Source organism: Lactiplantibacillus sp. B652 (assembly GCF_023806745.1).
GTDB lineage: Bacteria > Bacillota > Bacilli > Lactobacillales > Lactobacillaceae > Lactiplantibacillus > Lactiplantibacillus pentosus.
Map to the genome: position 1 here is coordinate 145,385 of NZ_JAMSKY010000008.1, position 11,762 is coordinate 157,146.

Genomic DNA, 11,762 nt, shown 5'->3' on the forward strand with positions numbered 1-11,762 from the left:
CGCCGTTAAGGGGCTCATTTTGATTACGGTTGGACAATTTTAGGACACCGTTGTTGTGCATCAATTGTTTCTCGATCAATAGCATGATCCGTACATAATATGATGGCACTACTGCTGGCAGTGTGATGATAAAACTGACTATTCTTGATTGCAAAGCGGACTTGTTGCTGATTGGCTAATCGAATATAGCGTCCCATAACATCCATATCTAGTTGTCCGTGCAGTAACAATTGATAGGTAATTGGATTTTTAAATAGCGCTATCAGTGCTGGGGTAAAATCATAGCGTAGCGCTTGCTCAAACGTTATGCGCAGTTCAATTCGTTCATGGAATGTTCCCAGATAGCGGTGCTGTTCATCTGGATTCAAGACTGGTAGGCCGAACATCGCATTTTGAAGACGGGCATCTAAGTCATTTTGCTCACGTTGCATCTACTCACCTACTTACTTCAGATCGACATGTGTTAAGCCAAGCATCTCACTCAGCCAACTCAAGACTAACGGTACCCATTCTGCAGCTCGGACTTCAATATCTTCTGGATAATTGTAGCGACTCGTCTCTACCGTACTCAAACATAGCCCGTGTTTGCCATGCGTGAAAGTATGAATCTCGTAGTCAACACCATGCTGAGCCAAAGCTGTCGCGTACAATAAACTGTTATATGACGGGACAACTGCATCCGCACACGTATTCCAAATAAAAGTTGGCGGAGTCGCTGCCGTCACTAACTTTTGAGTCGCCCAATAGCGCTCATTTGGACTAATCTTAACTGCCTCATCCCGAGTCGCTGGAAACCCGGCCGCCAAGTCAATGACCGGATAACCCAAGACTTGCAACGCTGAGGTTAGCGATTCCGAGCCAAACCCGTGCTCCTGTAGATAGGATTCATCTTTACCGAACGCGTTAGTTAATGCCGCAACGTGCGCCCCGGCTGAAAAGCCCATGAGGATTATTTTGTGAGCATCGCCATAATGCTTAGGACCTTGATCTCGGGCATATTGTAAGGCCGTCAGACCAACGTCAATCGCATTGGGATAAATCGGGCCACGATCCAACAAATTATAATCGACGACTACAGTCTGATACCCTTGTGCACTAAACGCGAGCGCAATTGGTTCCGCTTCTCGTTCAGTCATCTGAACAAAACCACTACCGGGAAAGATTAAAATGATGGGCCACTGACGCGGATCAGCATCTTCTTTTAATTGCGTTTTCCAATAGCAAGTTAGCTTGAAGGCAAAGCCGTGGGGTGTCGCTAATGAGACTTGCTCATATTTCATTTTGATCCACCTCCTAAATTTCGGTTGGATTCTGACTGGCATACTGTGTGCGAAGCCAGCGCAACATCATTGGAAACCAGTTCTGAACTTGCGGTGCCAAATCTTCGGGATGGCAATATCGTGAATCTGCCAAATCACCGAAAGCCAATCCATGAACACCCGATGCATAAATATGACTTTCAAACGGAATGTCATGTTCAACTAACGCATTCAAATATTGAATGCTATTCACGACCGGAACAAGTTCGTCAGTCCGTGTTGCCCAGATGAAAGTCGGCGGCGTTTGGGCAGTCACCAATCTCTGAGCATGCCAGTAAGTCTCATCCGTCGTAACCGCCATTAAATCAGCATGATTAGTTGGAAAGCCCAGGGTCAAGTCAATCACTGGGTAACTGAGAACTTGTGCAAATGGCAGTATACTTTTAGACTTAAATCCATGCTGTTGTAAGAAGTCAGCACGAGCACCCAAGGCCGTCATCACCGCAACTAAATGACCGCCGGCAGAAAATCCAACTGCAGTAATATGGTGCGGGTCAGCGTCCCACTCCTGAGCATGTTGTTGCGCATAGCTCAAGGCGGTTAACCCAATCGTCGCCGCTGTCGGATAAAATGGCCCGTCCGCGGTTAAGTTGTACTTAACGACAATTGCCTGATATCCTTTGGCCAAGAACTTGAGCGCCACGGCTTCAACTTCACGTTCAGAATAACCGGCAAAGCCACCACCTGGAAATATCAAGGCCAGTGGCCACTGCCGTTCATCTGGAAATAACGTAAATTGGTCGCGCTGGTAACGCCACATGGTAAACGGCTCACCTTCTGGCGTGTGTAGCACCAATGTTTCAAGCTTCATGTAATGACCCCCTTTTAAACTATCGATTTGTCAACAATACGAACCATGAAGACTCGACTATCTCCCAACATTGAGATAATCGAGTCTTCGGCTTTAATAACTGTCAGTTAATGACATCAGAAATGAATTTCAAATAATGACGCATCCTACTGACTACTGTTTTTTAGTGTAGGCTTCATTGATCGTTGATACTGTCAGACCAGTCACATCATGGTTATGGCTTGGGAATAACAAGCTGATAACGTAACTTAGAATGAAGGATGAGACAAACGCAACACAGGCAACCAATAATGAAGAGATATTCATTGCTTGTACCCAGAATGATAATCCCACACTCAAGACTAATCCAGTTAAAACGCCGACCGTATTAGCGCGCTTAGTGAAGATCCCAACTGCAAAGATCCCAGCAATCGGAACACCGAAGATACCAGTAACCGATAAGAAGAGATTCCAAATCTGCGAAGCATTACCCATCAAGAGGTAAATGGCAACTGCAAGCCCTAATAAACCTGCTAGAATAATAATGCCACGGGCCAATGTCACGTCATTACTGTTCTTGAACTTGTCGTTAAAGAACCGTTGTTTGAAGTCAGTAATCACACATGACGAAATCGCGTTCAAACTTGAAGCAATTGTTGATTGAGCAGCCGCAAAGATTCCGGCAATCACTAACCCAGCAACCCCAGCTGGCATTTGCGTAATCACAAAGTATGGCACAACAGCACTAGTGTTAAATCCGGCCGGTAAGCTGGCACTATGTTGGTAGAAACTATATAAAATCGTGCCCATTCCGAAGAATAGCGGAATTGTGATCAGCGCTAGCCAACCATTAGTATACATCGACTTGTTCGTATCTTTGATCGTTGCAGTCGTCTGGTAACGTTGAACAACATCTTGACTACCAGTGTATTGATAGAGACTGTTGAAAATTTGACCAGCTAAGATCAATGGGACGAATTTGGATAAATCACCGATATTGAAATCATTACCAGAAATGAATTTGTGGTTCGTCACAACATCGTTGACGATCGTACCAAAACCACCTTTGATGTAGAAAATACCGAGTACACAGATCAACAAGGCACTACCAAGTAGTAAGAAACCTTGAATAACATCGCTCCAGATAACCCCTTCAATCCCACCTAAGAAGGTGTATAGGATACATAAACCACCAACGACGATGGCAATCAAAATTGGATTGATATTTGAAACCGAGGTAATTGCAATAATTGGCAGATAAATCACAATCGCCACACGACTAATATGATACAGAACGAATAACAAACTACTGATGGCCCGCATTACTGGGCTAAAGCGTTCTTCCAAATATTCATACGCCGTCGTCACCTTCAACTTACGGAAGAACGGAATATAGAACTTAATTAAGATAGGAATAATGATTAAAATTGAAAAACTTCCGATAGCGTACGCCCAATCACTTAAAAAGGCTTGTTCAGGCGTCGACATAAATGTAATCGCACTTAACGTTGTTGCATAAATACTGAACCCGGCTGCCCATGCTGGAATATGTCCTTCTGCTTTAAAGAACGAATCCGTATTTTTACTAGCTTTTCTAGTAAAATACGCCCCAACACCCAGCATTGCTAATAAATAAGCTCCTAACACAATCCAATTTAGAGCTCCAAATCCAACTTTACTCATGATTTCGCCTCACTTGTTTTATTTAATTGAATCCCTGATACCACACGCTTACCACGTTGAATGAATACTTTGAGCATTGACGGTGCAATGAGTGTTGCCATGACGGTTACCACAATCATTGCCGTGTAATGGTTATGGTCAATCAGGCCTGCAGAGACGGCAACATTCGCAACAACCAATGCCATCTCACCACGTGAAACCATTCCAGCCCCGACAATATTGGCTTCATTCCAAGTCAATCCAAATAATTTGCCACCGATTGCACCACCAATTTGTTTTCCTAAGATGGCAACAAATAGCAATAATCCAATAAATATAAGATCATTTTGCATGCCCTTAAATGTAATTTCGAGTCCGATACTTACGAAAAACACTGGAATAAAAACGGCATAACCAATCGGTTCAATCTTAGCGGCCAATTGTTCCTTAAAGTTAGTCTCTGAAATTGCAAGCCCCGCAATATAGGCCCCTAACACGTCACTCATTCCCATTTCAACTGCTAAGAATGCAAAGCCAAAGCAAAGGATTAACGCGCCAGTCGTCACATTCTCAGAAGATTGAATTTTGCTAGCTATCTTTAGAAAGACTGGAACGAGCCATTTAGCCAATGCGATCGCGATCACAAAGAACAACACTTTGGGGACGACCATGCCAATAATCGATGAATTTTGCGTACTGGCAGTTCCAAACAAACTCGTACTGATTCCTAATAAGACGACGCAGATAATATCATCCGCAACCGCAGCGCCTAAAATGATGGCCCCTTCACGTGTATTTAGGTACGACATTTCCTTAAGTACTTGTACGGTGATGCTGACCGAAGTGGCACTCAGAATTAGTCCCAAGAAAAGCGCCGTTTTTAACGAGAAATCGAACATGCCCACACACAGGAGAACGGCTGCCGCAGTTGGGAAAATTACACCTAATGTTGCAACGGTCAATGCGGGTTTCCAGTAATGGAATAATTGTTTTAAATCCCCCTCAAGTCCCGCAATAAACATCAGAATAATGACACCGATTTCTGCAAAATAATGAATAAACGTGCCATACGTCAATATATGAAAGACGGCTGGTCCGGCTAATACACCAACCAACAATTCACCAATCACAGTTGGTAATTTAAATCTATTAGCCAGATGTGCGCCCAACTTGGTTAGCACTAAAATTAAAACCAATTGCAAAAGATAATTCATATTGATTGAACCTCGCTAACTTAACGCTTGTTGGACCAACGCAATTTGTTCCGGTAAATTTTGACTCTGAATATTGTATTCAATGAAGACAGGAGTTGTTTCAGGCAGCGCTTTTAATAATTGCCGCCAATCAGTGTCACCGTCACCCAACATCACCGTATTTTGATTCTTGATATCTTTAAGATGAAAAACTGTAATGGCAGATTTTAGCGTTGTAAATGCTGGCTCCGGCTGTTGATCGATCCAATACCAGTTACCGGAGTCAAAAGTGTATCCCAGCGGTAACTTCTGTTGCTTGATCCAGTCGAGGGCCGTTTCAACGACTGCTAACTGACCATTGTCATTTGGTTGATTCTCAATCGTGACCTGTGTCTGACTACTCTTCAGGAGTTGCCGTAACTGCGACAAGGTTGATGATGACATCAAGGAGACTTTCCCCAAACTGTACTTCAATGATTTAATCTGGTATTTCGCTGCCATGTCCAGATTAGTTTGCAAACTGGCATTATATCCGTTCGGGCCAAACAGTTCTTCTGGAACTGAATAGTACAGATCCCAATGATTATCTCGACACAGTTGGCTAATCGCTGCTAACTCGGTGTCCTTAGTCGTTGGCTTAAAGAATTCACCCCGAACTTCCACAGCGCCAATCTCATTTCGCCCAACTAATGTTTTAATGCAATCAAGTTGACTTGCCCCCGCCTTAACTTCATCTTCATAAACAGCGGTGTTGATTCCAACCTGCATGATATAAAGCCACCTTTCAAATTTACCTAAATAAAAAACCGCTACTCAAAATCTTGCAAACTAGGTGTTCACACAAGGCACCTGCCTTGTCTGTGAATACTAGTTGCACAATTTTAGTAGCGGTTGAATTGTTAAAATGATTATTACGCTATTAACTTAACATACAAAACGATAGTTGTAAACGCTTTCTTTTTAAATAAAAATAATTATTGCTTATACAAACCAGCCACAGCCCCGTACAATTGGGCTTTATCGGCTAATTTCGCAACCCGAATTTTGGTCTGAATTAATTTTGGTGGTAACAGCGGACTTAGTGCATTAGTTAACAAATCAACGAGATATTGTCCTTGCAACGAAACTGCACCACCAAGTAATAGTACTTCTGGATCGAACAACAGAAGAACTGGTGCAATCCCCGTCGCAACTTCTTCTGCCCATGTCTTGATCATTTGGTCATAAGGCGCATGACCAATCTTTGCTTCACTAAAAGCGTCCTTAACGCTAATTCCATATGGTTTTAACTGATGTTCAAGCGTCAGCGTTGAAGCCCGTTGTTCATAATTCGTCTGTGTTTTTGAATCGTATAACATGTACCCAATCGAGTTAGCTGTCGCATGCACCCCAGTCATTAATTGGCCGTTTTCAACATATGCGCCACCGATACCAGTCCCTAGCGCAACACAATATGCGGACGTCGCTCCCTTTGCAGCACCAGTCAGTTGTTCGCCTAGCAGCGCAGCATCCACATCATTAACAACGACTACTGGTAGTCCAGATTGTGCTACTAGCGCAGCTTTAATGGGGGTCCCTTGATATCCTGGAATCGTTTGCCCAGCGTATTGAATCTCTCCAGCTGCACCGACAATGCCGGCCGTACTGACCCCAATACCAGTCAGTGGATACTGTGCTTGATAACTAGCAGTCACCTTCAATAGTTGTTTAAGAATAAAACCATCCTTGTTCTGTTCAGTTAGACACTTACCTTGATGGCTCAGCTGTAATTGTTGATCAATTAGCCCATACTTAATCGAGGTTCCCCCGATATCAAATGTTAAAAATAATTCAGTCATAATCATCATCCTCACCATTCTTAATTGCAATGAATGGCCTTACGATACCACAATAATTATTTTTGTATCAACCGGAAAAGAAATTTAATATCAGGCGTTCTATTGATATGTAAGCGTTTTCCGGTGAAAATGATAATAATTACCAAAATATTATATTGCAATAATTTTTATTACTCGGTATAGTACTCCCTGTAAGCGGTTGAATTTCCAAATGATTATTACAAATCACATCAAGAATCTAAGTTTAGGGAGTTTTATAATTATGACTAAAAAATTATTATATGCAGCACAAATGACGGCCTTTGATAAAGACGGTAACATTAATTTAGATGGCATTCGTGCTTTAGTTCGTTACAACATTGATGTTAACAAAGTCGATGGGTTATACGTCTGTGGGAGTACTGGCGAAGCCTTCATGTTGAACACTGACGAAAAGAAACAGGTTATGAAGACTGTCTATGACGAAGCCAATGGTGCAATTGACTTGGTGGCCCAAGTTGGTTCACTAAACTTAAAGGAAGCTAAAGAACTTGCCAAATACGCAACTGACCTTGGCTATCCAAAATTATCAGCTGTAACGCCATTCTATTACAACTTTACATTTGAACAGATTAAAAATTACTACAACGAAATCCTCAAAGACGTGGATAACAAGTTACTGATTTACTCCATTCCAGCTTTAACAGGGGTTGCCCTAACTACTGATCAATTCGCAGAACTCTTTGAAAATCCAAAGATTATCGGAATTAAGTACACGAACGCTGATTTCTACTTACTCGAACGTGTTCGTAATGCCTTCCCTGATAAGCTGATCTTATCTGGCTTTGACGAAATGTTGTTACCAGCATTAGCATTGAATGTAGATGGCTGCATTGGTTCAACTTATAACTTGAACGCACCACGAGTCCGGGCTGAAATGGATGCCTTTGAAGCTGGCGACATTGAAAAGGCACGTGAATTACAACATATCAGTAACGATATGATTACTGATTTAATTGCCAACGACATTTACCCAACTCTGAAATTAGTGATGAAGCACCTGGGCGTTGATGCAGGCGTCGTCAAGAAGCCAATGAGCCAACCAACCCCAGAAATGGAAGCGGGCGCCAAGGCAATTTACGAAAAATATTTCAAAAACTAATCCTAATTTATAGTAGAAAGCGGTCTTTTTTATGAAAAACACATTCCTAGATCAAGTAAAGGGCTCACTAATCATTTCGTGCCAAGCCTTGCCAGATGAACCACTGCATAGCTCGTTCATTATGTCGCGAATGGCGCTTGCTGCTAAGGAAGCTGGGGCCGCCGGTATTCGTGCCAATTCCATCGTTGATATCCAAGCGATTCAAGACGAAGTTGATTTACCGGTTATCGGCCTCAACAAAGTAGACTATCCCGATTCACCGGTCTACATTACCCCAACTATTAAAGAGATGCGGGCTGTCGCTGCAACCGGCTGTGCTGCGGTCGCATGCGATGTGACTGGACAACCACGACCGAATGGTGAAAAGCTCGCTGACATCGTTGCGACGATGCGGGCTGAATTTCCAGACACCCTGTTAATGGCAGATACAGATACGCTCGAAAACGTTCGCTTAGCAGACGAGCTCGGCTTCGACATCATTGGCACCACCATGCACGGCTACACGCCAGCAACTAAGGGCGCCAACATTGCCGATGATGACTTTGCTTATCTGAAAGCGGTCCTCAAGACAACGTCACACCCCGTTATCGCTGAGGGCAAAGTTGACACGCCGGCCAAGATGAAACGTTGCTTAGACCTCGGCTGTCACGCCGTGGTCGTCGGTGGCGCCATCACCCGACCACTACAAATCGCCAAGAACTTCATCGATGCACTCTAGAATTGGCTATGTTAAAAGAACTGGCTACAAGCGGAAATCCGTTTGCAGCCAGTTCTTTTTGACGATTTAGCTTTTAATTTGAGCCTAACTCGTAATTTCAATCATTGGGCAATTACTCAGCAGCTTATATCCAAAGTGGATTACTGTTCTTTGATCGAGCCCACTAAAGTCTTGTTATCAGCCGGTGGATTTGCCAGCAAGTCTCGGACATCATCTAGATCAACCTTAACGTTCCAGATCAAGACGCCGACAAGCTGCTCGTCATCTAAGAAGTAGACGATCGTCCCGTTATCGCGATCATCAAAAACAGTTTGCAATTCCGGATTAATCGTCCCGACAGCTTGCCATGAAATATCGAAAATCATGGAATAGAAGTACGGCGTATGCTGATAAAGGACATGCGCCCCCGCCATGTTCCGTCCGACCAGTTCACCAGAATTACGCGCATGGTCGACGTGTTCGATTCGTTGCCGGCCTAGAATTTGATCTGGATAAGAGGCAATGTCACCAGCTGACCAGATAGCCTCATCGCTGGTCTGTAAATAACCGTCAACTTTGACGCCACCATCGGCTAATGCCAGGCCACTATCTTCAGCTAATGAAATCCGTGGTGTCACGCCTAAACCAATAATAATGGTGTCTGCGGCGATTTCTGAGCCGTCCTTTGTCGTGATTGTCAGGTGGTCGCCTTCACGTTGATATGATTCGACCATCTGACCACTGAGTAGTTCAACACCATTGTTTTTAAAGGTTGCTTCATATTCCGCCCGAATCTTTTCAGGGAATTTCCCCTCACCCAGTGCTTTTTCTGGGAAAATCATCGTGACTTGCGTGTCATTTTGGGTTAGCGATGACGCTAGTTCGGTACCGACATAGCCGCCACCAATAATGACGACCCGCTTGTTGGGACCACTAAACTTACGAAGTTTACGATAATCTGACCACTGTCTGAAGACAAGAACGTGTGGATCATCGGGACCCTTGAGCGTACGAGGTTCGCCGCCGGTCGCTAACAATAATTGTTCATAATGAATCGTCTGCCCATCATCCAACGCGATCGTCTTGGCTTCTCGATCAATTGCTTGAACGCTCGTCTTAAATTCAAACGTCACATCGGGATAATCTTCAGCACCGATGCGGATATTCTCTTCGGTAAATTCATCATCCAACCATAACTTCTTACTTAATGCTGGTCGTTCATAAGGAACATCAGCTTCTTGTGAAATGACTAAAATCGATCCCTTAGTATCTTCTTGCCGAATGCCTTTGATTGCATAACCAGCAACCATCCCACCACCAATAATCACATATCGGTAGGTGCGTTCGTTATCCATTGTGCTCATCTTATCGCCTCCATAATTATTCTTGTTCATTGACCCTCATTATAGTATAACCGCGGCGGGTGTACCAAAAATGACGCATCTTGGCGGCTACTGACCCCCGTCATTCACTGAAGACTAGTCATTATGACCAGCTGCTACTTAAATCATGATCTTACCCATTCACTTTGATTGAATACGTACAATCATCGTAGTACATTTAAATTGTACACAATTAATCTGATTAATGAAAGGGAAGTGCGTCATTATGACCAATCAAAAGCCATCGGATTTAACCACTGCAGCTGGACAACCATGGGCTGACAATCAGCATTCGCAAACTGCTGGCGACCGTGGGCCAGTACTATTACAAGATTACGATTTGCTAGAAAAGCTTGCCCATTTCGATCGTGAACGAATTCCAGAACGGGTCGTCCATGCAAAGGGTGCCGGCGCTAAGGGCGTCTTCGAGCTGGAAAACGACATGAGTCAGTACACGAAGGCGGATTTGTTCAATGGTGTTGGTAAACAAACCCCGGTCATTTTACGATTCTCACAAGTTGCTGGCGAAAAAGGTTATCCGGATACGGTCCGCGATGTGCGCGGCTTTGCCTTGAAGTTCTACACTCAAGCGGGTAATTACGATATTGTCGGCAACAATACGCCGGTCTTTTTCGTCAATGATCCCCTGAAGTTTCCTGATTTCATCCACTCACAAAAACGTGATCCTAAGACTAATCGCCGCACTCAAAACATGCAGTGGGATTTCTGGGCACATTCACCTGAATCATTGCATCAAGTGACTTATTTGATGGGCGACCGCGGCTTGCCAGCATCCTATCGCACCATGAACGGTTACGGTTCCCACATGTTCAAGTGGGTCAACCAGGATAATCAACAGTTCTGGGTCAAATATCACTTCATTTCTGATCAAGGTGTCAAGAATATGACCGCTAAAGCCGCTAAAAAGGCAATGGTTCAAAACGTGGATTACTTACAAGATGACTTATATGACGCGATTCAAAAACAAAATTATCCGTCATGGACTTTGTATGTTCAAATTATTCCATATGAAGAAGGCCTGCATTATCGCTGGGATATCTTTGATGTGACTAAGGTCGTTTCTCATCATGATTATCCACTGATTAAAGTCGGTAAATTGACGCTTAACGAGAATCCAACCAATAACTTTACGGATATTGAGGAAGCTGCCATGTCGCCTGCTAATCTAGTCCCTGGCATTGAGGTCTCCCCTGATAAACTACTACAAGGCCGGTTGTTCTCGTACAAAGATGCCCAGCGTTACCGTCTTGGCGCCAACTTTGAAGATTTGCCAGTCAACAAGCCCGTCGTCCCCGTTCACAATTACGAACGCGATGGCTTCATGAAAGCTGACAATCAAGGCGACGAGGTGAACTATGAACCCAATTCTCGCCGTGGCCCGCAAGAAGTCCCAGACGCGGAAATCATACCTGATCAGGTCCAGGGGACGACTGGTGCGCGTCCTTATCACTATCAAGTCGACTACACGACTCAGGCTGGTGACCTCTATCGCCTAATGACACCAGCAGAGCAAGACCGTCTGATTGCTACCATTCGCGATGGTCTGGGCCAAGTGACGCTTCCTGGTGTTAAAGAGCTGGAAATCAAACAGTTCTACGGCGCTGACCCTAACTATGGGACCCGCGTTGCGGAAGCGTTGGGGATGGATATTGAGGCGATTTTGAAATCATAGTTGGTTGCGGGCTGTCCTGCTGAATGCTCGAGGACAAAACCACTTTT

General features: G+C 44.0%; 11 protein-coding genes. 3 read left to right on the forward strand and 8 right to left on the reverse strand.

The features are described from left to right. Positions 1 to 23 precede the first annotated feature (23 nt). The 7 genes from MZO40_RS10985 to MZO40_RS11015 all read right to left on the reverse strand — a co-directional run bounded on the left by MZO40_RS10985 (position 24) and on the right by MZO40_RS11015 (position 6,802). Positions 24 to 431 (reverse strand): YueI family protein, encoded by a 408-nt coding sequence (locus MZO40_RS10985; protein WP_050338151.1) that lies wholly within the window; start codon positions 429 to 431, stop codon positions 24 to 26. A 12-nt stretch (positions 432 to 443) separates the two neighbouring features. Next, the gene (locus MZO40_RS10990; protein ID WP_105960873.1) at positions 444 to 1,280 is read right to left on the reverse strand and encodes an alpha/beta hydrolase; all 837 of its coding nucleotides are present in this window, start codon (positions 1,278 to 1,280) and stop codon (positions 444 to 446) included. A 13-nt stretch (positions 1,281 to 1,293) separates the two neighbouring features. After that, on the reverse strand, positions 1,294 to 2,130 hold the full coding sequence (locus MZO40_RS10995; protein WP_105919570.1) for an alpha/beta hydrolase: 837 nt from the start codon (positions 2,128 to 2,130) through the stop codon (positions 1,294 to 1,296). Between the two features lie 153 nt (positions 2,131 to 2,283). Continuing rightward, a complete protein-coding gene (locus MZO40_RS11000) occupies positions 2,284 to 3,792 on the reverse strand; it encodes a sodium:solute symporter (RefSeq protein WP_105919569.1) in 1,509 nt (502 codons plus the stop codon). After that, positions 3,789 to 4,985 carry a cation:proton antiporter gene (locus MZO40_RS11005; RefSeq protein ID WP_252133280.1) on the reverse strand — a complete coding sequence of 399 codons (1,197 nt, stop codon included), beginning with the start codon at positions 4,983 to 4,985 and terminating at the stop codon, positions 3,789 to 3,791. Before MZO40_RS11005 ends, MZO40_RS11000 begins: the two co-directional genes overlap by 4 nt. Positions 4,986 to 5,000: 15 nt before the next feature. Then, positions 5,001 to 5,732, reverse strand: a complete 732-nt coding sequence (locus MZO40_RS11010) for a sugar phosphate isomerase/epimerase (protein ID WP_105960872.1) — start codon at positions 5,730 to 5,732, stop codon at positions 5,001 to 5,003. A gap of 206 nt (positions 5,733 to 5,938) precedes the next feature. Continuing rightward, positions 5,939 to 6,802, reverse strand: a complete 864-nt coding sequence (locus MZO40_RS11015) for an ROK family protein (protein ID WP_252133281.1) — start codon at positions 6,800 to 6,802, stop codon at positions 5,939 to 5,941. Between the two features lie 262 nt (positions 6,803 to 7,064). Between MZO40_RS11015 and MZO40_RS11020 the strand changes: the two genes are divergently transcribed. Together MZO40_RS11020 and MZO40_RS11025 are read left to right on the forward strand one after the other, a co-directional pair. After that, complete coding sequence (locus MZO40_RS11020; protein WP_021338136.1) at positions 7,065 to 7,943, forward strand: N-acetylneuraminate lyase; 879 nt, start codon at positions 7,065 to 7,067, stop codon at positions 7,941 to 7,943. 31 nt (positions 7,944 to 7,974) lie between these two features. Further along, positions 7,975 to 8,661 (forward strand): N-acetylmannosamine-6-phosphate 2-epimerase, encoded by a 687-nt coding sequence (locus MZO40_RS11025; RefSeq protein ID WP_010015006.1) that lies wholly within the window; start codon positions 7,975 to 7,977, stop codon positions 8,659 to 8,661. 140 nt (positions 8,662 to 8,801) lie between these two features. On the opposite strand, the gene MZO40_RS11030 is transcribed toward MZO40_RS11025, so the two are convergent. Continuing rightward, positions 8,802 to 10,004 carry an NAD(P)/FAD-dependent oxidoreductase gene (locus MZO40_RS11030; protein WP_105960870.1) on the reverse strand — a complete coding sequence of 401 codons (1,203 nt, stop codon included), beginning with the start codon at positions 10,002 to 10,004 and terminating at the stop codon, positions 8,802 to 8,804. A gap of 244 nt (positions 10,005 to 10,248) precedes the next feature. Here MZO40_RS11030 and MZO40_RS11035 point away from each other — a divergent pair, with 244 nt between their 5' ends. Next, positions 10,249 to 11,715: a catalase gene (locus tag MZO40_RS11035; RefSeq protein WP_105960869.1), complete on the forward strand. Its 1,467-nt coding sequence runs from the start codon at positions 10,249 to 10,251 to the stop codon at positions 11,713 to 11,715. Positions 11,716 to 11,762: the final 47 nt, after the last annotated feature.

Coding starts and splice junctions, on each gene's coding strand:
- MZO40_RS10985 (WP_050338151.1), bottom strand. CDS start 431: ATGCAACGTGAGCAAAATGACTTAGATGCCCGTCTTCAAAATGCGATG.
- MZO40_RS10990 (WP_105960873.1), bottom strand. CDS start 1,280: ATGAAATATGAGCAAGTCTCATTAGCGACACCCCACGGCTTTGCCTTC.
- MZO40_RS10995 (WP_105919570.1), bottom strand. CDS start 2,130: ATGAAGCTTGAAACATTGGTGCTACACACGCCAGAAGGTGAGCCGTTT.
- MZO40_RS11000 (WP_105919569.1), bottom strand. CDS start 3,792: ATGAGTAAAGTTGGATTTGGAGCTCTAAATTGGATTGTGTTAGGAGCT.
- MZO40_RS11005 (WP_252133280.1), bottom strand. CDS start 4,985: ATGAATTATCTTTTGCAATTGGTTTTAATTTTAGTGCTAACCAAGTTG.
- MZO40_RS11010 (WP_105960872.1), bottom strand. CDS start 5,732: ATGCAGGTTGGAATCAACACCGCTGTTTATGAAGATGAAGTTAAGGCG.
- MZO40_RS11015 (WP_252133281.1), bottom strand. CDS start 6,802: ATGACTGAATTATTTTTAACATTTGATATCGGGGGAACCTCGATTAAG.
- MZO40_RS11020 (WP_021338136.1), top strand. CDS start 7,065: ATGACTAAAAAATTATTATATGCAGCACAAATGACGGCCTTTGATAAA.
- MZO40_RS11025 (WP_010015006.1), top strand. CDS start 7,975: ATGAAAAACACATTCCTAGATCAAGTAAAGGGCTCACTAATCATTTCG.
- MZO40_RS11030 (WP_105960870.1), bottom strand. CDS start 10,004: ATGAGCACAATGGATAACGAACGCACCTACCGATATGTGATTATTGGT.
- MZO40_RS11035 (WP_105960869.1), top strand. CDS start 10,249: ATGACCAATCAAAAGCCATCGGATTTAACCACTGCAGCTGGACAACCA.